Here is a 25,728-nt window from a genome sequence, read left to right on the forward strand (position 1 = left end):
CTGAACTTACTAGGCTGGGCTAGCCCACGAACATGGCGGCGTTCGCCATTTCGGTATCGGAGTAGTTAATACCGGCGCGGGAGAGCGCCTCGTTAATCTGGGCGATAGACTCTTCAACCTGGCGCTGGGTAGCCCGCCAATGGGCGAGCACGCCCTGGAAATTAGCGGACGCCGAGCCCGTCCACGACCCCTGAAGGTCCTGGAGTGAGGCGGTGAGGGCATTGACCTCGGAAACGATGGTCTCTACCTGGGCGCGGGCTTGGGCTGATTTGCTGGCAATGAGGTCTGCATCGACATTGAACTGGGCCATGGGGCTCTCCTTTGAACAGTGGTATGTAAGGGGTACCAGGTACCGCTAGGGTGAGCTACCTGATGCCTTTGAGCCTACGGGGGAGCTAGTTCTGGCCGGAAGCAAAAGAGTGCCTGTGGAAAACCCCGCTCCGGTAGTCGAGCTGCCAGGGCGGGGTTCTGCACACTTCTAGAAGAAAGTATGGTGCAGTGATGACGTCTCTATGACGGCTTCTAGCGGCTATCCACAGGGCCTCTGCACCAGGGACGTAGCAGGCTGCTGAAGACAGGAAGGCCCCGACCAAACTTCTAGAGCGCCAGGACAAGGCCTGGTCTAGGCCTGCTCACCTGCTGCAAGCGGAATAGGGCCGGCGTGGTCACTGTACTGGGGAATGCGAATAGTGAAGGTAGCTCCGCCGCCTTCTGTTTCTTCAACCCGCACCGTGCCGTCATGCTGGCCTACAATCGCAGCCACGATTGCTAGACCCAGGCCGGTTCCACCCGTCTCACGGGTACGTGAGGTATCGGCCCGGTAGAAGCGCTCAAAGACGCGCTCGGCGTCCTCACCATGAATACCCGGGCCGTGATCGCGCACCTGGAGCACGGACGTCCAGGTGCCATCAACGCCCGGTACCGACCCGACCGCAATTTCAATCGGGGAGCCCGCCGGGGTGTAGCGCAGGGCGTTGGTCATCAGGTTGGCTATGACCTGGCGCAGTCTTTGCTCATCGCCCCAGACCAGGGACGTGAGGGCTTCTGCGCCCTCTAGCCCCACCACCTCGATGGTGCGGTCGGGGGCCGAGGCGAAGGCGTCATTAGCGGCGTCTGTAGCCAGCTTCAGCAGATCTACTCGGGCGTTCTCGGCAACCCGGCGCTCGTCGAGACGAGCCAGGGTCAAGAGGTCTTCTACCAGCTGGCCCATACGCTTAGACTCTGACTCAATGCGGTCCATAGCCATTGCCACGGCTTCATCGTTGGGCAGACCGCCCATACGGTAGAGCTCAGAATACCCCCGAATCGACACCAGCGGGGTGCGAAGTTCGTGCGAAGCATCGCCCACGAAACGCCTCATCTTCACCTCTGACCTCTTTTGGGCGTCAAAGGCCTCTTCAATGTGAGAGAGCATGGTGTTCAAAGAGGTGGTGAGGTGGCCAATCTCGTTATAGGGGCTGTAGTTCACAATACGCTGGGAGAGGTCGCCCGCGGCAATCTGGGCTGCGGTCTGTTCCACGCGGGCGAGGGGCTCAAAGGCTCGGGTGACGATTACCCAGGTCAGCGCGATGGAGGCAAGAAGGGTAGCTACACCAAAGAGCATGGTGAGGCCCCCTACGATAGCTACCGTCTGGTTGATCTGGGTCAGAGGGGCGGCGATCACTAGGGTCTGGTTGGTGTCCTCAACCGGGAAGGCGATTAGCCGCCATTCGGTGTGGCCGCTGGCTGAATGCACCGTCAGCGCTGCCTTGTTGTAGCGCTTGACGTTATCAGCGGTCAGGCCAGAGATGACGGGGGAGGATGACTCATCGGCCAGCGTTGCTACCGGCCGCACGATATTCCCGTCGCTATCTAGCAAATATGCTTCATAGGGAATAAAAGTTCCCTGGGTCTGTGACAGCTGCTGGTCAGCATAAACAGCTGTGACCAGGTAGCTGTAGCTGGCAGTAATCTCGTCATCGAGTTGATCCATCATCTTACCTCGAATCGCTGAAATAGCGACCAGAGACATCACAGAGATAGCCAGGGCCAGCAGCATAGATGTTAAAAGCACGAGCTGGGTTCGCAAGGACAGCGAACCCAGCCGGTGCACAGAGAGACGAGAGCGCAAACTCGTAACCCCTTAGTTTTTGTTAGCGGTACGAAGCAGGTAGCCGACGCCGCGCTTGGTATGAATCAGCGGGGGTAGGTTCTGGTCGTTATCAATCTTGCGGCGCAGGTAGGAGATGTAGGACTCCACAATGGAGGCATCGCCGTTGAAGTCGTATTCCCATACGTGATCCAGTATCTGGGCCTTAGAGAGCACACGGTTGGGGTTAAGCATCAGGTAGCGCAGGAGCTTGAACTCGGTGGGAGAAAGATCGATTTCGCGATCGCCACGGAAGACCTCGTGGGCATCGTCGTCCAGCACCAGATCATCTACGCGCAGGCGGGAATCTTCTTCGATGTGGGGCTGGGTGCGGCGCAGGACGGCGCGGATGCGGGCCACAACCTCGTCCAGACTGAAGGGCTTGGTGACGTAGTCGTCGCCGCCTACGGTGAGGCCAGTAACCTTGTCTTCGGTGTCGTCCTTAGCGGTGAGGAAGAGGACGGGGAAGAGGCGGCCGGAGCTACGCAGTTTACGGGTGACGGTGAAGCCGTCCATATCGGGCAGCATGACATCGAGTACGGCCAAATCGGGCGACTCAGTCTCAGCCTTCTCAAGGGCCTCCCGGCCGTTGGCTGCGGTGACAACCTCAAAGCCCGCAAACCGCAGGGAGGTTGCGAGGAGCTCTAGAATGTTGGGTTCGTCGTCGACGACCAGCAGTTTTGCTTCAGGTTCTTTGGTATTCACGCTTTTAATTGTGCGCTTACTACCTGTGCACTAGCTGTGTGCAGCTGTATGTTCTGCTGAGTTTGCTTTAGTCATGCTGGGAAAAGGCAGTAAATACGCCGTCAGCTAAAGGGCGGTTTTAGCTAGCCCGGCGACGGAGCAGAGTGAGAAATAGGGCGCCTAACAAGGCCAAAAAAGCTAGCGGTAGAGTCAGCAGCGGTGTAATGCTCAAGACCTCGGGAGCGGCTCCGGTAGCCCACTTGAGCAGGAGCATGGTGACGCCGCAGATGGTTCCCACCAGCATGAGGACGCCGGCGGCAAGCCCCAGCACCCGGATAGCTCCGCCGTAGGGCAGCTCTGGAATTTCGGTTCGTTCAGAAGACATACCTCTACGCTATCAGGGCCAGCTATACCTACCTAAAGAAGCAACGGTATTACGCCGCGAGGAGGAGCGGTGATCACACCTCCCACCGGCCTGCTTTAATAGGAGTATGACTGAAGAGGTAAAAGACGAGCTAACGGCCCCCGTCGCTTCGAGCGCAGAAAGCTACGAACAGCCCGGCCTTGAGACTGCCGAGCAGGCCCCGGCGCCCGCCCCCGAACCTACCCTGGGCGAGCCCACTCGCCGCCGCCGTACCAGCAAGGTCGACGCCGTCCTTGCCGCTGCCAAAGATGTTGCCCTCGCTGGCCTAGCCGATATCGCACCCGAAAACTCCATCGGCCCCGTCCACCACCTGCGCGGTGAAGAAGAGCGCCTGACCACCCACCTCTTTGAGTGCACCCTACCGGGCTACCGCGGCTGGTTCTGGTTTGCCACCCTCTCACGCGCTCCCCGCTCGAAGGTCGCAACCGTTTGCGAAATTGGCCTCCTGCCCGGCGATGACGCCCTGCTCGCCCCGGCCTGGGTACCCTGGGCCGACCGCCTGCTCCCCGAAGACCAGGAAGCGCAAGACTACGACCACGAGGACGTAGATTACAGCGACGTTTCCTCAGAAAACGAGGACAGTACTGAAGCTGCCGAAGAGAATTCCGCTGAAGATACCCAGGACGGTGCCAACGCTGAATGACCTCCACCCAGAGACGAGAACCTCAGCCCGTGAATGGGAGGAACAAAACCTTCCGCTCACTGTGGATTTTTAACTACCGTCTCTGGTTCATTGGTGCCCTTGTCTCTAACATCGGTACCTGGATGCAGCGCACCGCCCAGGACTGGCTGGTCTTCAACGACCTCTCAAGCCATGACTCTACCCAGATGGGCATCGTCATCGCTTTGCAGTTCGCCCCGCCCCTCTTCCTAGCCCCCTATGCCGGGGCGCTTGCCGATAGGGGCGATCGGCGAAAAATTCTCCTATGGACCCAGAGCACCATGGGTCTGCTGGCCCTTGGGCTAGGCCTCCTGGTGCTATCGGGCCATGTTGCTATCTGGCACGTCTACCTCTTCGCGCTTGCCCTGGGCATCGTCTCAGCCCTGGACTCCCCGGCGCGGTCAACTTTCGTCTCAGAGCTTGTCTCAGACGCAGACCTGCCTAATGCCGTAGCGCTCAACTCCATGTCGTTCAACGTCGCCCGCATGATTGGGCCGGCGGTTGCCGGCCTGCTGGTTGTTGCAGTGGGCACCGGGCCGGTCTTCCTGCTGAACACCCTGACCTTCATCGCCATGATCCTGGCAATCGCCGCTATCCGTGAGAATGAATTACGGCAGTTGCCGCGGTCGTCCGCCGCTCACAACCGGGTGAGGGACGGCCTTACTTACCTCAAACACCGCCCCGACATCATCGTGGTCATGGTGGCAGCCTTCCTGATTGGTACTTTCGGCCTGAATACAGCCCTCAATATTGCTGCTATGGCCACCACCGAATTCGGTCAGGGCGCGGGCGAATTCGGGCTGCTGAACTCCGTTGTTGCCATCGGCTCGGTGGCAGGTACCCTACTGGCAGCCCGAAGAGATACCCCACGCATGCGGTTCATGTTCGCCTCCTGCCTGGGTTTTGGCGTGGCAACCCTGCTAGCGGCGCTCGCCCCCAACCTCTGGCTGTTTGCCCTGGCCCTGATTCCACTCGGGCTCATGGCACTGACCATCATCACCTCAGCAAACGCCTATGTGCAGGTAACAACCGAGCCTGCCATGCGGGGGCGGGTTATGAGCGTGTATATGGCAGTTTTTATTGGGGGTACCCCTATCGGCTCGCCCCTGGTCGGGTTGGTTAACGACGTCTTCGGTGCCCGCTGGGGTCTGGGTGTTGCCTCTGCCTCTGGCTTTTTGGCGGCCCTGATTGGGCTGATCTGGATCATGAAATATAAGCACCTGCACCTGCACTACGATAGGCAGGCCCGCACCCGCCTGGTGCTGCGTCCGCGCCCTGAAACTACCAAGGGTCCTGACCGGGAGCCGCCGCCGGTCACAGCAGCAATCGATCTGCAAGAACCCCGCTAGAGTTTAAGAAAAGAAGGACGCCGCCTCCCGCCTTCCTGCCCGGTGGCAGGTTAGCGGGAGAGCGGCGTCCTTATCTTTGCCTGGCTAAAAACTACTTGAGCTTTTCGACCACGTAGTCGATGCAGGCGAGTAGAGCCGAGACGTCCTCGGGGTCGATAGCGGTGAAGGTGGCAATACGCAGCTGGTTGCGGCCCAGCTTGCGGTAGGGCTCGGTGTCCACGATGCCGTTGGCGCGCAGGGCCTTAGCAATAGCAGCGGCATCGATGCTCTCATCAAAATCAACGGTAGCGATGACGTTAGAACGCTCAGCCGGGTTAGCCACAAAGGGGGTGGCATAGTCGCTGGCCTCAGCCCAGGCGTAGACGCGCCCGGCAGAATCAGCGGTACGGGCTGCTGCAAAAGCCAGGCCGCCCTGCTCATTCATCCACTTGATCTGCTCATTGAGCATAATCATGGTAGCCAGAGCTGGGGTGTTGTAGGTCTGATTGAGGCGGGAATTGCTAATAGCAGTAACCAGGTTCAGGGAATCGGGGATCCATCGGTCAGAAGCGGAGATACGCTCGGCGCGCTCAATCGCTGCCGGCGACCAGAGCCCTAGCCAGAGGCCGCCATCGGAGGCGAAGTTCTTCTGGGGTGAGAAGTAGTAGACGTCGGACTCGGCCACATTGACATCGAGGCCACCAGCTGCGCTGGTAGCGTCAATCAGAACGAGGGCATCGTCGGCGATACCTTCGGGGCGGACGACGGGGGCGAACACACCGGTTGAGGTTTCATTGTGGGGCCAGGCGTAAACGTCTACGCCCTCTTCAGCACGGGCTTCGGGGCGGGTGCCAGCTTCAGAAGAAATAACGGTGGAGTCGGCCAGGAAAGGGGCGGCCTTAGTTGCTGAAGCAAACTTAGAGCCAAACTCGCCGAAGGTTAGGTGCTGGGCCTTGTTCTCGACCAGGCCGAAGGTAGCGGCGTCCCAGAAAGCGGTGGCGCCGCCGTTGCCCAAAATGACCTCGTGACCATCGGGTGCTGAGTAGAAAGCGCGCAGGCCCTCGCGAATCTCACCGACCAGGTTCTTGACCGGCGCCTGGCGGTGGGAGGTACCTAGCAGTGTAGTGGCAGCTGCTGAAACAGCGGCAACCTGCTCGGGGCGTACCTTAGAGGGGCCAGCACCGAAGCGACCGTCGGCAGGTAGTATCTCGGTGGGAATCACGGGAAAAGTGGTCACTGAATATCTCCTAGACATGAGCAGCACATGTGCCGGGGCGGCTATGCGTTGATGTGAGGGAGGGGGGGGCCGCCGGCATCCTGCTGTTTCTATTGTGCAACCTGCGCGGGTCCCGCGGCCCTCAAGCACCCCGCACCAACCCAAAATATGGGGAATAAATTTATATAGTGAGATGGTTTCGGGGTGTAGTAGCTGAGGCGCGGGCGCAACAATTTCAGCTCTTGAAGAGAGTAAACGTTTCCCTGACCTAGTAGCGCATACAATTAAGGGCAAAACCACTGCACCTAATAACCCGCGCACCGTGCGGGCTGGCCCAAGGAGATTCAAGAAGGCATGACTGACCTCATTGATACCACTGAAATGTATCTACGCACCGTGCTAGAGCTTGAGGAAGAGGGCATCACTCCCATGCGTGCCCGCATCGCAGAGCGCCTAGAGCACTCCGGCCCCACCGTTTCTCAGACCGTTGCTCGCATGGAGCGACACGGCCTGCTGACCGTTGCAAGCGACCGCTCCCTTCAGCTCACCGAAGAGGGGCGCCAGAAGGCAGTGGAGGTGATGCGCAAGCATCGTCTAGCTGAGCGCCTGCTCGCTGACGTGATTGGTCTTGATCTGGAATACATCCACGAAGAGGCCTGCCGCTGGGAACACGTCATGAGTGAACGCGTGGAGCGCCGCCTGCTGGAACTGCTCAACGAACCCAAGTTCTCCCCCTACGGCAACGCGATTCCTGGCCTGGAGGAGCTGGGCGCTGAGAGCGAAGAGAATGACGACCGCACCGTTACCATGTCGATTGCGGGCCGCGACTCGTCTGAAGATGACCGCTTTACCGTGTCTCGCCTGCCCGAGTTCATTCAGACCGATGTGCAGTTGCTGAAGCGTTTGGGTGATGCAGGCATCGTCTACGGCGCAACGGTGTCGATTCTGGGTAATAAGGACGGCTCCGTGCTGGTTCACGCGGACGGCGAGGACGAATCACTCACTCTTAGCGCCGAAGTAGCAGAAGCGATTATCGTCAAAAGATAACAGTTTGATAACGAAAAGGGTGCCTGCCTGGTTGGTGGGCGCCTTTTTGTTATCAAATTGTGATGTTTTGGGGATGAAAAGGTGTTTTTAGTGTTACGTAAGGTGCTGATGGGGGCTGTGTGAGAGGTTGTGGAGTGGAGGTAGGGAGGGTGTGGGGCCTTAAGTGGTCGGCTTCTCAGTTAAATTAAGACTGGCAAAACCCTGATAGGAGGCTGGTGGGAGGGTGTTGCGAGACTGCTTTAAAAGTCTTTTATTTCCCCTTGTCAAAACTAACTCTATGCGCCCCATAAGCCCCAGCTGGGTGCATCCTGAAAGCCAAAAAATCAATCACCCTGCTTTGCATTTCGGGGGTCTTGTAACAAAACCGTGACCAAAGCGTGACAAACCAGCCCAGGCTGTGTAATGTTCTATTTCGTGCTCATCACTGGTCGGATTAGCACCCTACGAACAGCACCGCCTAGTTCTGCCACTGTTCACAGGAAAACAAACAAAATAACATCACGGCAGAAGCGGGGGACCCACCTTTCGGGATCTCCACCGAGAACCCTAGGGGTTAAGTCGCAGATTCTGCGGCCGAGCGAACTTCATGCTCGAACCCGACAGCTCACCTCGTTCGGCAATGGAGGAAAACAAAATGGCTAAGTCAACCATCGTACGCACCGCAGGTATCGTTGTAGCATCAGGCGCCATGCTCGCCGCAACCGTTGCACCCGCAAACGCATTCGCAGTAGCTGAAGTATCAGCACCCGCCCACTCAGCACCTGCACTGGCTTCACACTCTTACAACTACAACACCTGGGGCTACGAGGCTACCTCAACTACCACCGTTGAGACCACCTCAACCGTTACCGCCCAGGCAACCACCACCACCGAGGTTTCCAGCAACGTTGACCTGTCAACCGCTCGCGAAACCGTCCTGGCAGCTGCCTACGACGGCATCGGCGGCTCCTACGTTTGGGGCGGCAAGACCTACAAGGCATGGGACTGCTCAGGCTTCGTCTCCTACGTTTACGCACAGGCTGGCATCAACCTGACCGCCTACACCTACACCATGGCAACCGAGCTGACCCCCACTTCAAACCCCCAGCCCGGTGACATCGTCTTCACTAACGGCTACGCACACGTAGGCATCTACGTTGGCGACGGCCAGATGATTTCAGCTCTCAACCCCTCACAGGGTACCCAGCTGACCGCTGTTGACGGTGGCGGCTTCATGCCCGTCGACGGTTACTACACCGCTGGCATCTAAGACTTCTCACACGGTACGGGGTAGATAACACTCTGCCCCAGCCGGTGACGTTTATTCAGTAGCTGGTCACTTTCCTACTGAAAAACGAACACAAGAATTCCTACCACACATCACACGGTATGGATCCCCCGCAAACATAGGTTTGCATATGCGCACCAGACGACCAGCTGGGGCGCATTTTTTATACCCACTTTTCGACTCTGACAGAAGGCACAGCTAGGATTGGAACTATGTCGCAGAAGTTAAACAGCCCCCAACTCGAAAGCCCAGCCGGTTCATCCGACCAAGAATTCACCTACATGGCCATCGGAATGGTAGCCGGCGCCGTACCCGGCATCGTCCTCGGCCTCATCATCGCCATCTTCGTCGGGCACGCAGCCATGTGGGTCTCCATCACCGGCGGCATCGGCATCGTCCTCGGCCTAGTTATCGCCCACCTGATCTACCGTAAAAAGAATCCCCGCCCCTAAAGAGGGCACAAAAAGGGAGGGTATGCCGGCGCTTGGCGCAATATGGCATACCCTCCCTTTCTTTGTGTGCCCCCGAGACGATTCGAACGTCCGACACCCGCTTTAGGAGAGCGGTGCTCTATCCCCTGAGCTACGAGGGCGCAACCCTACCATTTTACACCAAAACTTAGGTTCCCCCTGAAAAGTGCACATGCCTGTCACTTTTGCACAGGCACGTACACTTTTTGTGGCGGAGGGGCCAGAGCTTGAGTGGGTGGGGAGAACCCGGGGGATGGGCAGACGCGGACGGGTGGACCTAGGCTGGCAGGGCGCAGACTGGGTGGCCTACTGCCCGGGGAGCTCTCCGCGGGCGAAGGCATCGACTTTTTGTTTGACCAGGCGCAGGGCTAGGTAACCTAACTGCACTAGGCAAAGGATAAAGAGGGCCCAGCGGCTTGTCATGAGCAGGGAAGCCACAGCTGTGGTGCCGCCCAAGGGGTTGGCCAGGGCTGAATCAATGGCAAAACCACCGGCTGCGAAAACAAAAGCGTAGGCAAGTGGCAGGGTTAGCATGAGCCTGCCCCAGAGTAGTTCAAAGTCTGAGGCCCGCACCATGTTCCACCAGGTGAAGGCGAAGATCAGGGGCAGGATAAGCCCGGTGGAGCGGTGCAATACCTGATAGGCCTGGAGCCCTTCAACTCCGAGGCCGGCTGCTACTGCCTGGAGGTGCTGGGCGTCGAAGCGCAGCATGAGTTCTGGGGCGGTGGCCCCGGCTGCTGCTGAGACCCCAGGTAGCAGCATGAGGTAGTAGTAGAGCAAGAAGAGGACTGTTACCACAAAGGCAACGCCTAGGAAAATATAGGAGCCTCCGCCTTTTTCTGGTTGGGCAGCTAGTTCTGCCCGGCTGTAGTCGGTGACTAAGCGCGGGCCAGCTTCCTGCTGGCGAGCGCGGGCGGATACCTGCCTCGCCTGGGAGGGAGATGAAGACTCCGGCGGGGGAGCCTGCGTCTTGGAGCCGTAGAGACGTTTTTTCTGACCTTTTGAAAGACCCATACTGTCTATTATTGCCTAGATGGGCTGACGGTACCTGGGTAGGCGTACGGGCCAAACCGGGAAGGGAGGGGTTTTCGCAAGCAGGGCAGGGCCGCGAAGGCCTAGGCCAGGGCCTTAACCTGGCCCTGATCAAAGGTGTAGATGGCGTCTGCTTCTGGTAGGTGTTCGGTGCGGTGGGAAATTTCGATGATGGTAACCTGCCCCTGTAGCTGGCTCAGGTTCTTACGGATCTGGGTTTCGAGCTGGCTGTTGAGGCTGGCTGTGAATTCGTCCAGTATGAGGATTCGGGGCTGGGCGACCAGAGCCCGGGCTAGGGCTAGGCGCTGGATTTGGCCGCCGGAGAGCTGGGTGCCGCTGTTGCCGATGGGGGTGGTAAGGCCCTGGGGTAGGGCGCGGATTTCATCGGCCAGGCAGGCGGTGGTAAGGGCCTGCCAGAGTTGGTCATCGCTGGCCTGGGGGGCCCCGAGGCGGAGGTTATCGGCTAGGGTTCCATCGAGCATGTAACTGGTTTGGGGCACTAAGGCGGCCTGGGCTTGGAGGGAGTGGCTGGTGTAGTCGCTGATGGGGGTTCCATCGACCCTAATCTGGCCGTCGGCTAGATCATCGAAGCGTAGCAGTAGTTGGGTGGCTGTGCTCTTGCCAGAGCCTGATGGGCCGATGAGTACGGTGTGCTGGCCTGCTGGGGCGGTGAAGCTGGCGGAGCAGAGGGCAGGGGGAGCGCCGGGGGCTGCTGTGGGGTAGTGGTAGGTGACCTTGTCCCAGCTGATCTGCGGCGCCTGGGTGAGGGTTAGCTGGCGGCTTCCTTCGGTGATGGGGTTGGGGCTGGTGGAGAGTTGCCAGAGTCTGCGGGCAGCTGAGAGGGAGTAGTCCAGGTAGCTGACGGCGTTTTCGATACCGCGGGGGGCTTCAAAGAGGCGGAGGGCTCCCAGGGCTAGGGCAAGTGACCAGGTTAGGGGTAAATCTAGGTGGACGGCGGTGAGGATGACGCTGGCCAGGGTGATGAGGCTGAGCAGGAGGTTGGCGGCCCGGCGTCCGCCTTTGATACGGGCCGGGACCAGGGAGGTGAGACGGACATGCTGCCCCAGGGCGGCGGCCCCAGCTAGCCGGTCTGCCTGCCTGCCGTAGGTGAGGGTTTCGCGGGTGCCGTGGAGGGTATCTGAGAGGTGGGCTGCGAGGACGGTGCGGGCAGCCAGGATAGCTTCGGTGGAGGTTATAGATTTTTTAAAGCCGAGGAGGGGGATCACCAGCATGGAGATCAGAATACAGAGGGTAGGCACCAGGGTCAGTTCAGGCCCGAAGGCTGCCCCTGCGCTTCCCAGGGCCAGGGCTGGGACAAGCAGGGCGGAGATGAGAGGGGCTAGGGTGTGGGCATAGACGACCTCGATGCGGTCAATGTCGCGGGTGAGGTTGGTCAGCAGGGAACTACTGTGCTGGCCGAGGGTAATGCCGGGGGCCTTGGGCCAGGTTTGGGCGAAGGCATGGCCTCGTAGCACCTCTAGGGATTTGAAGGCAACGTAGTGGCCGGTGAACTGTTCGAGGTAGTGGGTGAGGGCCCTGGCGAGGGCTAGTAGGACGATTAGGCCCAGGAGCCAGGGCTTGAAATGCCCGGTGAGGGCTCCGGCGAGGGTGTAGCCTGCCAGGGCGAAGAGGGCAATATCCAGACTTTGGGTGAGCACCCGGAAGAGGACGGAGGCCAGGAGGGGAGCGTGGACTGGGCGGGTGATTCCTGCCATCCAGCGAATTAGGGCCGGGGTGGAGATGTTCTTAGCCACGGGGAGTCTCCTGGTGAAGCGGGGTGAGGGTGGCTTGACCGGCTTCTAGGGTGAGCAGGCTATCTGCCAGGTCCAGTAGGGAGGGGCGGTGGGTGACCATGATTAGGGTGTAGTCCTTCCCTAGTTGGGTAAGGGCCTGGATGATGCCTTGTTCTGAGGCCGGGTCCAGGTGGGCGGTGGGCTCATCTAGGAGCAGGATTTTTCGGCCGCTCAGCAGGGCCCTGGCTAGGGCTAGCCGCTGGGCCTGCCCGCCAGAAAGTAGGGAGCCTTCTTCGCCAACATCGGTGGCAAGCCCCTGGGGTAGGGTACGGACGTCCTGGGCCAGGTGGGCGCTAGCCAGGGCCTGCCAGAGTTGGTCATCGGTGGCCTCGGGCCGGGCGAAGCGGAGGTTGTCGGCTATGGTGCCGCTTACCAGCCAGCTGCGCTGGGCCAGGACTGCGGCCTGCTGGTGGCGCAAATCGGCGGTCATGCTTGCTAGGTTTTTTCCATTGACGGCGATAGCCCCGGCCTGGATGGGCAGGCCCCCTGCCAGCAGGGTAAGCAGGGTGGACTTACCCACTCCGGAGGGGCCCATGATGGCTAGGCGGGCTCCGGTGGGGACGTCTAGGTTGAGGTCTGTCAGCACCGGTCCGCGCCCGTAGGTATGGCTAAGCCCCCGGACGCTAATGGCTGCTGATAGGTCTAGGGTAGAGCTGGCCTCCTGCTGCTTTTGGGGGGATTGGCTGCTAGGGAGCTGCCCGCTAGCGGAGAAGGTAGGGGCCTGGTACTGGGTAGCGGGGGGCCGGTGGGCAGCCTGCGGAGGCTGCCCACCGGGGTGCCCCCTGCCTGACTTACCGGGGTGGCCTGAACCCAGGGTGCCACTTGCCAGGTAGCGGCTGATGACCCGCTGGGAGGCCCGTCCGCCCATACCGATATAGAAGAAACCGGCCACCTGGGCTAAGGGCTCAAGCAGCAGGGGCAGGAGCAGGAGGGCAGTAATCGCCTCCTGGGGCGTGAGGGCCCCTGCCGAGGTCCGCCAGGAAATCACGTAAACAGACCAGCAAATCAGGAGCACCAGAAAGACAGCGTCCATGACGATAATGACCAGCTGGTTTGCTGCCAGTAGCTTCATAACCGCCTGCCGGTTGGCCTCCCCGCCTGCCCGCAGGGAGTTCTCAACCCGCTGGCCTGCCCCGTAGAGACGGATAATAGTGAGCTGGCGCAGGGCATCTAGGTAAGAGACCGTCAGACGCTCACGGGCTGCCCTAGAGTTACCAGAAACCTTACGGAAGAAGCGGAAGAAGAACCAGATAATGAGGGGCACCAGGGGAAGGAGGGCAAAAATAGTAAGCCCAGCCACCCAGTCTAGGGTTGCTATATAGAGCACCAGCAGCAGGGGCGCCACCACAGAGGCCACTGTAGCTCCCCAATAAACCTGCCGGTACTCGGTCACCCGCTCAATACTTTCGGTCAGCAGGGCCAGGTAGCGGGCAGGTGGGGAAGCGGAGGGACCGCTAGTTTTTCCCTGGGCAACAGAGGCGAAATAGGTGCGCAAGAGACGCTCGCGCAGCTGACGCTCCTGGGTGCGGGCACCGGAGATACCGGTGCTTATCTCGGCGTAGGCACAGATAGCAGCGCCCAGGGCAGCAAGGGCCGCTAACCACCAGCGTCCTGCCCTCACATGGTCTAGAGATTGGCCAAGTAGGGGGAGGGCTAGAAGCGGGGCTAGGGTAGCTACAGCCACCCCTGTGAGTAGGATGGAGGCCGCGCGCAGGGCACCTGTCCGCAGGGTTATAGATTGCCCGCCGAGTACGGGAACGGTTTGGGGTTTCACTCTGCCTTCTCACCTGGTTAGCTAGCTACCGGCTCCATCATAGCCCACCGCGAAAGCCCGTAGCCTCTACCTTGGATGCGCTCTAGACTAAGGAGTGCCATGCATAGTTTTTTTGATGATGAGAACCAGGGCCCCACCCCTGATCAAGAGGCACCCTTTGACTCCTTCTTCGATGCTGGGCCCTACCCGCCCTACGAGGAAGAACCTCCCTACACCCCGGAAGTTGAGCCAGAACCTAACCTCGAGGTTCCTGCCGACCTGGCTGAACTCGATTTCATGCCCCCGGCCTACCAGGTGGGCGGTTTTATGGCCGATTTTACAGAGGCCCGCCCCGCTCCCAGCACTGACCCCCAGGCCCTGGTAGCTGGCCTGAATAAGCACCAGGCTCAGGCCGTTCAGCACGCCGGTAGCCCCCTGCTGATTGTGGCCGGTGCAGGTTCCGGTAAGACCCGTGTGCTCACCCACCGTATCGCCTATCTGCTGGCTACAGGTCGGGCCCACCAGGGGCAGATTCTGGCCATTACCTTCACCAATAAGGCTGCCGCTGAGATGCGGGAACGCATTACAGCCCTGGTGGGGCCGCGGGCCCAGAGCATGTGGATCTCAACCTTCCACTCCTTCTGCGTGCGGGTGCTTCGCCGAGAGGCAAAGGCCCTGGGCCTCAAATCAACCTTCTCCATCTATGACTCTGCTGACTCCCAGCGTCTGCTGACCCTCATCATCAAGCAGATGAACCTTGATAGCAAGAAGTTCACAGCTAAGGCGGTGGGTAGCCGTATCTCTAACCTCAAAAATGAGCTGGTGAGTGCCCAGCAGTTTGCGGCCGAGACCAGCCCCACTGACCCCTGGGAAGGGGTCATTTCTAAGGTCTACACGGCCTATACTGAGCGTCTACGGGCGGCTAACTCCCTCGATTTCGATGACCTTATCTTCGAGACCGTTAACCTTCTGAAGAACCACCCCCAGGTGGCCGAGTACTACCGCCGTCGCTTCCGCCATATCCTGGTTGACGAATACCAAGACACCAACCACGCCCAGTACCAGCTGGTGCGGCAGCTGGTGGGGGGTGCGGCGTCCCTGCGCCCCGAGACCGGCCCCGCCGATAACGGACCCTACCCCGACGCCTATCCGCCCGCGGAGCTGACGGTGGTGGGTGACTCTGACCAGTCCATCTATGCCTTCCGCGGGGCTGATATTCGCAATATCACCGACTTTGAGCAGGACTATCCGGCGGCCCACACGATTCTGCTGGAGCAGAACTACCGCTCTACCCAGAACATCCTCTCGGCGGCAAACGCCGTGATTGAGCGCAACAAGGGCCGCCGCCCCAAGAAGCTCTGGACGGCCAGCGGCGACGGTGCCAAAATCACCGGCTACGTGGCAGAGTCCGAGCATGCCGAGGCCCGCTACATTGCCCAGGAAATTGACCGCCTGCGCGATGAGCACGGCACTGCCCCCGGCGATGTAGCGGTCTTCTACCGCACCAACGCCCAGTCCCGCACACTCGAAGAAATGCTCATGCGCGTGGGCCTGCCCTACCGCGTGGTCGGCGGTACCCGCTTCTACGAGCGCAAGGAAATCAAGGACGCCCTGGCCTACCTGCGAGTACTTGTTAACCCCGATGACGACATTAATCTGCGCCGGGTGCTCAACGAACCCAAGCGCGGTATTGGGGCCAAGTCTGAGGGCCTGGTTGCCGACCATGCCCGTGCCACCGGTATCTCCTTCATGGCAGCCCTGCGCCAGGGAAGCCAGGTACCCGGCCTGGGCGCTGCGGCTGTCAAGAAGATGGCAGCTTTTGCTCAGATGATTGATGATCTAGCCCAGCTAGCTGCCACCGAGTCAGCTGCCCCCTGTCTGGAAGCTGTGCTGGAGCAGACCGGCTACCTGGCCGCCTTACGTGAGTCTAAGGAACTTCAGGACGAATCCCGCGTCGAAAACCTCTCAGAGCTGGTGGACGCCGTGCGGGAGTTCGAAATCGACAACGCAGGTGCCACCCTGGAGGACTTCCTCGAACACGTTGCCCTGGTCGCTGACGCCGACCAGATCCCCAACAAGCCCAAGGCTGAGCAGGAGGGCGGGCCGTCCGCCGCCCAGATTGCCGAAGAGGTGGCCGAAGCCCGCTCCCAGGGTGTCATTACCCTCATGACCCTGCACACCGCTAAGGGCCTAGAATTCCCCGTGGTCTTCTTGACCGGTATGGAGTACGGCCTCTTCCCCCATCAGCGGGCCCTCACCGACGATTCAGAGATGAGCGAAGAGCGCCGCCTGGCCTACGTGGGCCTCACCCGAGCCATGGAACGCCTCTACCTCACCCGCGCTGAGAACCGCTCCATGTGGGGTCAGAGCCAGTTCAACCCGCCGTCCCCCTTCCTCGAAGAGATCCCCGAAGAGCTCATTGACTGGAAGCGTACCGGCTCATCCTTCGGCGGCTACTCCGGTAGCGCTTACGCGGGTGGACGCGGCGGCTGGGCTGGCAACCGCAGCGGCGGTTCAGCTAACGGGTACGGGGCCTCTTACGGGTCTTCCACCTACTCCAGCCGCTTTGACGAACCAGCTGAGCGGCGGCGTCCTTCCGAACCAACTACCAGCGAAGTCAACGGCTCATCGACCTACGGGCTGGCAGCGGCTACCCGCAAGGTCTCGCGCGTGCAGCAGAATAAGGAGATCCCGGCGCTCGCGGTCGGTGACCGCGTTGAGCATACCAGCTTTGGTGAGGGCCGCGTGACCGCGGTTGAAGGGGCCGGCGATAAAACCGTCGCCAAGGTACGCTTCGCAAAAGAAGAAAAACGACTCCTGCTACGCTACGCGCCGCTGACTAAAAAGACCGACTAAAATAAAAGTAGCCCGGCACCAAACCGCGGTGCCGGGCTCTTTTCCGCCCGATTCACTCAAGGACGACCATGGATCATCACGACTCTACCCTTCCCTCTATCGCCGAAGAATTTGTGGAGGCAATGGATGAGGTGACCGATACCCGCGTGCAGCTTCAGGAGATTTCTGATCTCTTCCTCTTTCGTATTGAAATTGACCCCTCGACCGATGCCGCCCGCCGCATTGAGAAGGTGCTGGGCGCAGCCCTTCCCACTACTCGTGGGCAGGTAACGGGCGATGCAACCGCCCTGCATCTGCTGTACGGCACCCGCCAGGTGGTGGCCTGCCTCTACGTTGAAGAAGGCGTGTATCTGGTGGTAACCAGGGTGGACGCCGTAAAGCTGGGGCGCGCGCTCACCGCGGCCCTGGGGCGCGATGAGGGGCTGGTCCTTGATGTTTCGGTCAACCGCACCGTGCTGAACCTGAGCGGGGTTGCCGCGGCGGACGTCATCGACGAGGCCGTCCACTTTGACTTCCCGCCGGACTTCTTCGACCCGGGCAAGGCCCTGTCCTGCACCGTGGCTGAGGCCCGCATTATGCTCTGGCGTATCGATGAGCTGGAGTACCTGATGGTGCCCCGCGCCTCCGATACCGCCCCTTTCCTGGTCAATATTCTGGACGCCTGCGAGAAGGTCAAATAGGCCCGGCAGGGGAGTGTCGGTCATAACTGACAGGTTTGTTTCATTCAGAGGGAAATAAGTTCGCACCCCTATAGGCAAGTACGCTAAAGTTTCTTTGTGGAGAAGCTTTGTGTGCTCCAGCTCTCGCAATGGGGCGGGCACCGAACTTCGTACATGTAAACGCCGGGAGCACCGCTTTCTGGCATGACTTCGACGAAGAAGGAATCCCTGTGGACCTGTTTGAATACCAGGCACGCGATCTCTTTGAGAAGCACGGTGTCCCCGTGCTCCAGGGCATCGTAGCTACCACCCCTGAAGAAGCAAAGGCAGCAGCTGAGAAGATCGGTGGCGTCACCGTAGTCAAGGCCCAGGTTAAGGTGGGCGGACGTGGTAAGGCCGGTGGCGTGAAAGTCGCTAAGACCGCTGATGAGGCTTACGAGTACGCCCAGCAGATTCTGGGCATGGATATCAAGGGCCATACCGTCCACCGCGTTATGATTGCCCAGGGCGCAGACATCGCTGAAGAGTACTACTTCTCCATGCTGCTTGACCGCGCTAACCGCTCCTACCTGGCCATGTGCTCCGTTGAAGGTGGCATGGATATTGAGACACTGGCTGCCGAGCGCCCCGAGGCCCTGGCCAAGGTTGAGGTCAACCCCATGGACGGTATCACCGCCGAAAAGGCCGCCGAGATCGTTGAGGCCGCTGGCTTCGCTGAGGACGTACGCGAGGACGTCGCCGCCGTGCTGGTCAAGCTGGGCGAGGTCTATAAGAAGGAAGACGCAACCCTGGTTGAGGTCAACCCGCTGGTCAAGACCGGCGACGGCAAGATTCTGGCTCTGGACGGCAAGGTCTCCCTCGACGACAATGCTGAGTTCCGTCAGCCCGAGCATGAGGCCCTGGTCGATAAGTCAGCCGAGAACCCCCTCGAAGCTAAGGCCAAGGAAAACGACCTCAATTACGTCAAGCTCGACGGTGAAGTCGGCATCATCGGTAACGGTGCAGGCCTGGTCATGTCTACCCTCGACGTGGTTGCCTACGCAGGCGAAAACCACGGCAACGTCAAGCCCGCTAACTTCCTCGATATTGGTGGCGGTGCGTCTGCTGAGGTGATGGCAGCTGGCCTCGACATCATCCTCAACGACGAGCAGGTCAAGTCTGTTTTCGTTAATGTCTTCGGTGGAATCACCTCCTGCGACGCTGTAGCTAACGGCATCGTCAAGGCCCTGGAGATTCTGGGCGATAAGGCGACCAAGCCCCTCGTTGTGCGCCTGGACGGCAATAACGTTGAAGAGGGCCGTCGCATTCTTTCTGAGGCTAACCACCCGCTGGTCCACCTGGCAGACACCATGGACTCCGGCGCCGACAAGGCAGCCGAGCTGGCCCACACCGCATAAATCACCGCTGATTATTACTAGAAGGTTTTTACAATGTCTATCTTTTTGAACAAGGACTCCAAGGTCATCGTTCAGGGCATCACCGGCGGTGAAGGTACCAAGCACACCGCCCGCATGCTCGCAGCTGGCACCCAGATCGTGGGCGGCGTGAACGCCCGCAAGGCTGGCACCACTGTCTCCCACAGGGACGCCTCCGGTAACGACGTTGAGCTGAACGTCTACGGCTCCGTTGCTGAAGCCGTCAAGGAGACCGGCGCAGACGTCTCTATCGTCTTCGTTCCCCCGGCCTTCACCAAAGACGCCGTGATTGAAGCTATCGACGCTGAGGTTCCCCTGGTCGTCGTTATCACCGAGGGCGTGCCCGTAGGTGATACCGCTGAGTTCTGGGCCTACGCCAAGAGCAAGGTTGGTGCTGATGGCAAGCAGATTACCCGCATCATCGGCCCTAACTGCCCCGGCATCATCACTCCCGGTGAGTCCCTGGTCGGTATTACCCCCGCCAATATCACCGGTAAGGGCAAGATTGGCCTGGTCTCTAAGTCAGGTACCCTGACCTACCAGATGATGTTCGAGCTGCGCGACATCGGCTTCACCACCGCTATCGGCATCGGCGGTGACCCCATCATCGGCACTACCCACATCGATGCTCTGGAGGCCTTCGAGGCTGACCCCGAGACCGAGGCAATCGTTATGATCGGTGAGATCGGTGGTGACGCTGAGGAGCGTGCTGCTGAGTTCATCAAGGCTAACGTCACCAAGCCCGTTGTTGGTTACGTTGCAGGTTTTACTGCCCCCGAGGGTAAGACCATGGGCCACGCGGGTGCGATTGTGTCGGGTTCCTCAGGCACCGCGCAGGCTAAGAAGGAAGCCCTTGAGGCAGCTGGCGTGAAGGTAGGGAAGACCCCTTCTGAGGCTGCCCAGCTGATGCGGGAAATTTTCGCTAACAAGTAGCCCTAATTCCTTAGGGGCATATGGATGCCGTTGCTTGTGCTAGTGCCAGGCAGCGGCATCTTGCTGTCTTTGCCGGTATTGATTTTTCTGGAAGAAGTAGAGAGCTTGGGCGGCCCCTTACCCTCTGCCCTCTTCTTGGCACACAAGAGTGACTTTACTTATTTGTAAGAGGGTTTCTGTACTCCGGGGTGACTGGTAGGGTTAACAGCATAGTGTCAAGGAGCGTTAGCCGTTCTGCATAAGAGGGGAGCACGGTTAGAACTTCTCACTAGTTTGCTTTAATCACTCATAAACAGAGGTTTTATTTAATATGACTGAACACATTACACGCCGCTCCCTGGCTAAGGGCGCTGCCTGGGCTGCCCCTACCGTCTTTGCCACTACCGCTATCCCCGCCTACGCAGCTAGCCTTTGCGACCAGTCCCTTACCGGCTCAGCCACCTACAGCGGCACCGCTGTTTCAGGCTCAGCCCAGGGCAAGCGCATCCCCATCATCTCCGGCGGCACAGAAGTAAACGCCTACACCATCAACATCGTCAGCGGCAGCGCAGTCACTCAGCCCTCCAACCAGACCACCGTACGTAACGGCACCTTCACCACCGGCGCCTGGACAGGTGAAACAGGCGGTGTAGGAGCCGGGCAAATTGATGCCAACAAAGCCAAACGAGCTGTCTCTTACGCTGTCAACGGACTGGGCCAGGTAGGTACCGAACTCAAACGAGGCCTGGTCCTTACCCAGCTGCGCTACCCCGCCAACACCCCCTCATCCCAGACCGTTACCTTTACCTTTGAACAGCCGGTCTACGCCTTCTCCATGCCCATCTACGACCTTACCTACGTCATCGGTGAACGAGACAGGCGCTCCTACCAGGCCTACCGGGACGTACTACAGTTCTCTGTACCCGTAACCATGACCGGGGACAACGCTGCCAAACTTAATAACACCGGTGGCACTGAGTTCTACCTAACCGAAATGGTCGCCTCATCACTGGCAGGTGCCAGCACCGACCTGGTTGCCACCTACACCTCGTCCACCCCCATCACCTCCTTCTCCGTCACCTACACCGACAACCTCACCGACTATGTCGGCTGGCAGGGTATTGCCTACGGTCCCATCTCCACAGCCTGTCCCCCTGCTGGAGACACCTCGGGGAACATCAGCAGCAACTAAGGTGGCTCTACCGAATCTCAATCACCTCTAGTGCCCCCACGATAGAGGGCCTAACCTCTGCCGTAGAAAGTATCAGACACCGAGAAAGGGTAGGGCTGGTTCCCTTGACTAGTGGAACCGGCCCCACCCTTTCTGCCGTCTAAGAGCTCTACTTAATCGTTGACCTCTGGGGCTCCAGCTCGTGCCAGATTAAGCCAGTAACCTCAGATCTTCCAGCGGCAAAAGCCTCAAAGTCCTCCACCCCGAAGAGCACCGACGAGAAACCGTCCTCACCTGCGGAGTAGAACTCCAAAGAAATCATATCGGGCTGATCAGACTCCAGCTTTCTCACACAATAGCCACCTTCACAGGCCACCCCGTCCTCAGACTGGTAGCTCAACGATGCCATAAAATCCTGGGCTGCCTGATCAGCCTTCCAGCCCCCAGCGTACTCAGCCTGCAACCTCACAATAGTAGACTGCTGCCAAGGCCAGTTACTCAACCAAGCCTCAGAAGGGCGAAATGTCGCTCCCATAACTCCTCTTACTTGCTCACTACAAGATGCTCTGGTGACTGAGCCTCACGATAAAGACCAACACCGGGGCGCAACTGAACCTTAGCCAGTAACTGCACTGAGCCTAACTGCTGTGCTGCTACACCTGCTGCCAGGCTAAAACTTGCACCCAGCACTAGAGATTGGCCAGTAGCCAAAGGGCGAGAGAGAATCAGCACCGAAGCGTCAGACCGCTGCTGAACCCTTACCGTGCGCGCCTGAGCGCCAGTTACCCTGGTCAGTTGTAGGGTCTGACGGGTCCCGGTCAGCAAACCGGCAGAGTCCAGGCCGCGTGAAGTCACCAGAATCTGGGTACCGGCCCGCAAAGTGACATCGGAGTCATTACGGACTACTAAACGTTCCGGCAAATTAGACAGGGTAGCAGCACCAGAATACTGACCGACAAAAATACTGGCGCCCTTACCTTCAAATGCTACTGAAACTTGACCAGACCCCGGCAGGTTCTGAGCCCGGGCAGGTAGGTGAGTGCCAAGAACTGTAGCCCCCAGCCCTGTTGCCAGAGCCAGCTGAACAGACTGGCGTCGTGAAATGTTCACCATAATAATCTAGACCTTTCCCTTACGACTAACCGCGTGATGAAATTCGGTAAACGCCGCTAATAGTGCCCTGCCACCAGGTGCCAAAGGCATCAATAGTGCCCACCATCTGCAAGGTGTCACCGCCACCCAAAAGAATGCTCACATGGTCAGGTAGACGCTGCTCGTAGAGGGTACGACCGGTCGCCATATCAAGAGCCACAGCATGAGCATAAGCACCATCAGCCAAACCGGCCGGGCCCCGCCGGCGCTCACAGGTATAAATGATGCCGTCAGCTGAGGAGTAACGCGGCACTGCCGAAGAGTAAACATCTGGGCGGGACCAAACCTGCACCAAACCCTTCTCTGTTACATCCCAGCGCTCCATGCCGGGAGCAAAGAGGGCACTTGCGGGAACTGAGCGACCAGCCCCTTCGGGGTACTTGGGGTAGGGGTAACCAAAAGTATTAGCGCCCACCACAGTATTACCGATACCGATCATAGAGTTTTCTGTGCCCGAAGCTCCTCGCGCAAAGAGAGGCGCCCGGCCTACCTCAGTACCATCTGCGGTACGGTAGATGATGACATTCTCCTGGGCATCGGCGTTGTCGGTCAGCATCACATAATCTGATCCGTTAGGGCCAAAAAAGGTAGGCGAAGCGCCAGAACCCCAAGCTAGCTTGCCCGGCTTGCGGGCAGTGCCTCGATCGTAGGGGTTGCTCCAGACGATAGTGGGCTGGCCGGTACGCTCATCGGCAGTAAGCATGTATATGCCGTGTGAAGTAACGATACTTACCCCACTGGGGCAGGCAGAAATAGAATTATCAATACGCTCAATGCTCCCACCAGTGAAAGAACGCAAAAGGCAAGCTTGGATGGTGCCCTGGGTCTGGTCGATAACACCTACAGCACCGTTCTTGGAAGCAACCCAGACTCGGCCCTGCCAGTCAGGTACTAGGCCAACCACCTGATCCCCGGCAACCATAGACAGCATGCCAGAAAGATCAATACGTGAATCAACCCAAATACTACGACCATCGGCCGAGTGCGCTAGACGAATGAGAGTGTTGGTGCCATCAACCAGGACCATACGATCTTGTTCATCAAGATAAGCGTAGACACCTCCCAAAAGGGCTCCCTTGGGAAGGTCTAGCTTAGCCAGCTCCTTGCCCTGGGGGTCAAGCAGAACAATTTTGGGTACCAGCATCTCAAGTTTCTCTGAAAAAACCTGGGTACAGAGTACCTGCACAAAATGGTCAGAACCTACCAAGATGGTGGGGCAGGCTCCACCCAAGGGAGTCTTGGTCACCTTCCAGGGACCGATACCGGGGCCGGGCAGGGGAGTACAATCGGAGGCCTGCGCATCACCGTGCATTGTAGTAACACCGGGTAAGCCCACAAAGGGGTTAAGTTCGGCATTGTAGGGAATTTGAGACATATTCTCTTTCTTCTGTAGGGCATATGTAGAGCAAGAAAGCTCTCATTATGGGCATAAATAAGGGGGGGGCAAGATGCTATGCCATATCTGCTTAGCCTTGCCCCCTCCCTGAAATTTAGGTCTGTAGTTTAGTTGCTTGTGGAGCTAAAGGGCAGTGAGGCCGCAACCCGCTGACCAGCTAGGCTGATGACCTTGGAGTCGTAGCCTGCCGCAGTCAGCACCAGTTGGGCACCATCGGCGGCTGCGATCGTTACCTCGCCCTCAGTGAGGAATTCCGACATATCGTAGTAAACCGAATGGTGGCTGGCCAGAATCTGACCCAGGTTACGCTGGGCATCCTCATTGCTCACCAGCAGGTCTTCTGTCAGAACAATAACGACCTGGCCTGTCCAAGTAAGCCCCTCGACTACGGGTTCAAACATACGGGCGTGGAAGGGAGCGCCATTAATCTGCTTGAGGCGGCTGGTGGACTGGTTGTCAATGCTCAGATAAGGGCCGTCTGCGCCGGTACGCCAGAGTAAGGGGCTATCCAGAGCAGCCTCGTCATTGAAGGTAAAACGGTAGGTTACATCAAAGCTGGAACCGCTCGCTAGCAAAGTGGTGCCGGGAACCTGCTCACCAGTAGCTGCATCATAGGGGGCTGAGAACCAGAAGCCCATGCCACCGTAAAGGTTATCAGCGATGGTGCCACCGGGGGTGAAGCTACCCTCACCGTTGGCAGCTAGCCCGCTGTCACCTACAACCTCACCGCCGATGTACTGGGCATCCCCGCTGGAATCGCTGACGGCACCGTCGTAGGAGTGGACACCTGCATAGGTGGCGTAAGGATTCTCAAGGTTCCGGTTGATCATCTGGGCGAAGATGCCGTAGTTGGCTGATAGCTCAGTGCTGGAGTTGGTTGCTGAGGCAGCATAGACAGGCACAGCGGTGCTAGCGGCCAGGACGGGTGCGCTCCAGCTAGCTGCTTTAAGAGTTGAACGGCGGCTTATTTGTCGATTCTCTGAAGAGGTCATATGTGTATTTGTTTCTTAGTAGTGACAGGTATGAGGGGTGTTAGCCCCCGTGCTAGGAGTCATCTAGGGGATGAGGTTTTGGGCCCTAGCGTCATCTGAGGTGAGCTCGTTGAAGTGAATATGAGGTTCATGATCGTGCTCATCGAGCGAAGCACCCCCGGCAAACTTGCGTGACTGGAACCTCATCAGTAGGAGGTCGTTAGGCGCGGTGAGTTGAGTGTACTGACCATCATTGTTGATGTCTACCTTGATAGGGTCAGCATCAATCACACCGTTCTTGTTGAAATCCAGGTTCTTGTGGGCAGCTGCGCGGCTGAGGCTGAAGCGGCTGTTGGTGTAGGTATAACCTGCTGCAGCCGGGCCTAGGCCGCGGCTCTCACTGATAGCGTTTTCATCTAGAGTGAGACCCTGGCGGTTGGAGAAGCCAAAATAGTTACCCCCGCTTACTCTGGGAACACCATTGAACTGGTAGGAGTAGTTCATGACGCTCAGATAGTTGGGCTTGTAATTGATGTTATCGTTACCTCCGTGGCCCAGCGCTAGATTGTGCCCAAATTCGTGGATGAAGGTACCCACTCGGATATTACTGGAGGCCTTGCCATAGTAGGTCTGACCAACAGTTACGAGGAAGTCCATACCTGGTGACCAAGCAACCCCTGACGAGCGGCTGTTGCTGTAGAGGTCTGCCCAAATCATGTAGTAAAAAATGCCGGTGCGGGCAGGGTCAAAATTTCCAGGCTGGTTTTTAATAGTGGCCAAATCATTGAGATGGTTATCGAGGCGGTTGTACTCTACCTGATTGCCACCGCCTAGATTGTACTTCTCGCCACGGGCATCACCCGCATCGAGGTGGAGACTAATGCCGGTACTGCCATCAGGGTTGCGAATGGGGTACTTGGCAAAGACATCAACGATGCGATCTAGATCTTCAACGGGTGCTAACTCAACGCCACCGTCAGCACGGGGCATCCAGTCCATCTCAACGAAGAGATCCTTGCGGTAGGGGTTGGCACCCATGGCAGGGAAATCAATGTCGATTTCACCATCGCCATTGGCGTCGTAGCCGTTGATTTCCCAGGTATCGGGAAGCTTGTCACCGTCAGTATCGATGAGGTTAGCGTGCGCTGCGCTGGTCCAGGGCAGGGCTATGAGAGCAAGGGAGGCCAAAGCAGTCTTGGCTGTGAGAGAAAGAAGTTTCTTTTTCATTGGGGGAGGTATGCCTTTTGAGTATGTGTAAAGGGGGCAGAGAGAAATAATTTTACCAGTGAAATTTTTGCTCCACCAGGGGAACTGGAATCTTGCACGGAAGACTATCTGCGAGTTATCTTTAATGAAAATCATTCTCAAATACTCCAGGTTCTGCCCACCCATC

General features: G+C 58.7%; 23 protein-coding genes, 1 tRNA gene and 1 riboswitch. Of the genes, 10 read left to right on the top strand and 14 right to left on the bottom strand.

Features of this window, described 5'->3' with window-relative positions; genetic code table 11:
- Positions 1–19: 19 nt before the first annotated feature.
- From VSX42_RS01985 to VSX42_RS02000, 4 genes are all read right to left on the bottom strand, one after another.
- Entirely contained in the window at positions 20–310 is a 291-nt protein-coding gene (locus VSX42_RS01985; protein ID WP_326502731.1) for a WXG100 family type VII secretion target, read from the bottom strand.
- Positions 311–622: 312 nt separating this feature from the next.
- Positions 623–2,038: a HAMP domain-containing sensor histidine kinase gene (locus VSX42_RS01990; protein ID WP_326502995.1), complete on the bottom strand. Its 1,416-nt coding sequence runs from the start codon at positions 2,036–2,038 to the stop codon at positions 623–625.
- 84 nt (positions 2,039–2,122) lie between these two features.
- The gene (locus VSX42_RS01995) at positions 2,123–2,833 is read right to left on the bottom strand and encodes a response regulator transcription factor (RefSeq protein ID WP_185174100.1); all 711 of its coding nucleotides are present in this window, start codon (positions 2,831–2,833) and stop codon (positions 2,123–2,125) included.
- A gap of 118 nt (positions 2,834–2,951) precedes the next feature.
- Complete coding sequence (locus tag VSX42_RS02000) at positions 2,952–3,197, bottom strand: hypothetical protein (RefSeq protein ID WP_326502732.1); 246 nt, start codon at positions 3,195–3,197, stop codon at positions 2,952–2,954.
- Positions 3,198–3,303: 106 nt separating this feature from the next.
- Here VSX42_RS02000 and VSX42_RS02005 point away from each other — a divergent pair, with 106 nt between their 5' ends.
- On the top strand, positions 3,304–3,879 hold the full coding sequence (locus VSX42_RS02005; protein WP_326502733.1) for a DUF3027 domain-containing protein: 576 nt from the start codon (positions 3,304–3,306) through the stop codon (positions 3,877–3,879).
- 29 nt (positions 3,880–3,908) lie between these two features.
- Positions 3,909–5,246 (top strand): MFS transporter, encoded by a 1,338-nt coding sequence (locus VSX42_RS02010; protein WP_326502734.1) that lies wholly within the window; start codon positions 3,909–3,911, stop codon positions 5,244–5,246.
- Positions 5,247–5,337: 91 nt separating this feature from the next.
- On the opposite strand, the gene serC is transcribed toward VSX42_RS02010, so the two are convergent.
- Entirely contained in the window at positions 5,338–6,462 is a 1,125-nt protein-coding gene (gene serC, locus VSX42_RS02015; protein WP_418950754.1) for a phosphoserine transaminase, read from the bottom strand.
- Positions 6,463–6,795: 333 nt separating this feature from the next.
- Between serC and VSX42_RS02020 the strand changes: the two genes are divergently transcribed.
- The 3 genes from VSX42_RS02020 (at position 6,796) to VSX42_RS02030 (ending at position 9,207) form a co-directional block, all read left to right on the top strand.
- Entirely contained in the window at positions 6,796–7,488 is a 693-nt protein-coding gene (locus tag VSX42_RS02020) for a metal-dependent transcriptional regulator (RefSeq protein WP_326502736.1), read from the top strand.
- A gap of 485 nt (positions 7,489–7,973) precedes the next feature.
- Positions 7,974–8,118: riboswitch (cyclic di-AMP (ydaO/yuaA leader) on the top strand.
- Between the two features lie 4 nt (positions 8,119–8,122).
- Complete coding sequence (locus VSX42_RS02025; protein ID WP_326502737.1) at positions 8,123–8,737, top strand: C40 family peptidase; 615 nt, start codon at positions 8,123–8,125, stop codon at positions 8,735–8,737.
- Between the two features lie 230 nt (positions 8,738–8,967).
- Complete coding sequence (locus VSX42_RS02030) at positions 8,968–9,207, top strand: hypothetical protein (protein WP_326502738.1); 240 nt, start codon at positions 8,968–8,970, stop codon at positions 9,205–9,207.
- A gap of 67 nt (positions 9,208–9,274) precedes the next feature.
- Here VSX42_RS02030 and VSX42_RS02035 read toward each other — a convergent pair.
- The 4 genes from VSX42_RS02035 to VSX42_RS02050 all read right to left on the bottom strand — a co-directional run bounded on the left by VSX42_RS02035 (position 9,275) and on the right by VSX42_RS02050 (position 13,824).
- Positions 9,275–9,347, bottom strand: a tRNA-Arg gene (locus VSX42_RS02035).
- 184 nt (positions 9,348–9,531) lie between these two features.
- Positions 9,532–10,239: a hypothetical protein gene (locus tag VSX42_RS02040; protein WP_326502739.1), complete on the bottom strand. Its 708-nt coding sequence runs from the start codon at positions 10,237–10,239 to the stop codon at positions 9,532–9,534.
- 101 nt (positions 10,240–10,340) lie between these two features.
- Positions 10,341–12,011: an ABC transporter ATP-binding protein gene (locus VSX42_RS02045; RefSeq protein ID WP_326502740.1), complete on the bottom strand. Its 1,671-nt coding sequence runs from the start codon at positions 12,009–12,011 to the stop codon at positions 10,341–10,343.
- Positions 12,004–13,824 (bottom strand): ATP-binding cassette domain-containing protein, encoded by a 1,821-nt coding sequence (locus tag VSX42_RS02050; RefSeq protein WP_326502741.1) that lies wholly within the window; start codon positions 13,822–13,824, stop codon positions 12,004–12,006. Before VSX42_RS02050 ends, VSX42_RS02045 begins: the two co-directional genes overlap by 8 nt.
- Before the next feature lie 99 nt (positions 13,825–13,923).
- Between VSX42_RS02050 and pcrA the strand changes: the two genes are divergently transcribed.
- The 5 genes from pcrA to VSX42_RS02075 all read left to right on the top strand — a co-directional run bounded on the left by pcrA (position 13,924) and on the right by VSX42_RS02075 (position 20,837).
- Complete coding sequence (gene pcrA, locus VSX42_RS02055; RefSeq protein WP_418950755.1) at positions 13,924–16,659, top strand: DNA helicase PcrA; 2,736 nt, start codon at positions 13,924–13,926, stop codon at positions 16,657–16,659.
- Between the two features lie 68 nt (positions 16,660–16,727).
- Positions 16,728–17,339, top strand: coding sequence for a sarcosine oxidase subunit gamma family protein (locus VSX42_RS02060; RefSeq protein ID WP_326502742.1), 612 nt, complete (start codon positions 16,728–16,730; stop codon positions 17,337–17,339).
- Between the two features lie 209 nt (positions 17,340–17,548).
- A complete protein-coding gene (gene sucC, locus VSX42_RS02065) occupies positions 17,549–18,715 on the top strand; it encodes an ADP-forming succinate--CoA ligase subunit beta (protein ID WP_326502743.1) in 1,167 nt (388 codons plus the stop codon).
- A gap of 33 nt (positions 18,716–18,748) precedes the next feature.
- Positions 18,749–19,666 (top strand): succinate--CoA ligase subunit alpha, encoded by a 918-nt coding sequence (sucD, locus tag VSX42_RS02070; protein WP_326502744.1) that lies wholly within the window; start codon positions 18,749–18,751, stop codon positions 19,664–19,666.
- A 310-nt stretch (positions 19,667–19,976) separates the two neighbouring features.
- On the top strand, positions 19,977–20,837 hold the full coding sequence (locus VSX42_RS02075) for a hypothetical protein (RefSeq protein WP_326502745.1): 861 nt from the start codon (positions 19,977–19,979) through the stop codon (positions 20,835–20,837).
- Between the two features lie 148 nt (positions 20,838–20,985).
- Here the strand turns inward: VSX42_RS02075 and VSX42_RS02080 are convergent, their stop codons facing one another.
- The 5 genes from VSX42_RS02080 to VSX42_RS02100 form a co-directional block, all read right to left on the bottom strand.
- Positions 20,986–21,351: a hypothetical protein gene (locus VSX42_RS02080; protein ID WP_326502746.1), complete on the bottom strand. Its 366-nt coding sequence runs from the start codon at positions 21,349–21,351 to the stop codon at positions 20,986–20,988.
- A gap of 8 nt (positions 21,352–21,359) precedes the next feature.
- Positions 21,360–21,929 (bottom strand): hypothetical protein, encoded by a 570-nt coding sequence (locus tag VSX42_RS02085; RefSeq protein ID WP_326502747.1) that lies wholly within the window; start codon positions 21,927–21,929, stop codon positions 21,360–21,362.
- Between the two features lie 25 nt (positions 21,930–21,954).
- Positions 21,955–23,343 (bottom strand): 6-pyruvoyl tetrahydrobiopterin synthase, encoded by a 1,389-nt coding sequence (locus VSX42_RS02090; RefSeq protein WP_326502748.1) that lies wholly within the window; start codon positions 23,341–23,343, stop codon positions 21,955–21,957.
- A 128-nt stretch (positions 23,344–23,471) separates the two neighbouring features.
- Entirely contained in the window at positions 23,472–24,356 is an 885-nt protein-coding gene (locus tag VSX42_RS02095) for a hypothetical protein (protein WP_326502749.1), read from the bottom strand.
- A gap of 63 nt (positions 24,357–24,419) precedes the next feature.
- Positions 24,420–25,562 (bottom strand): C4-dicarboxylate ABC transporter substrate-binding protein, encoded by a 1,143-nt coding sequence (locus VSX42_RS02100; RefSeq protein WP_326502750.1) that lies wholly within the window; start codon positions 25,560–25,562, stop codon positions 24,420–24,422.
- Between the last annotated feature and the right edge of the window lie 166 nt (positions 25,563–25,728).

The sequence above is a fragment of the Rothia nasimurium genome, assembly GCF_035916755.1.
GTDB lineage: Bacteria > Actinomycetota > Actinomycetes > Actinomycetales > Micrococcaceae > Rothia.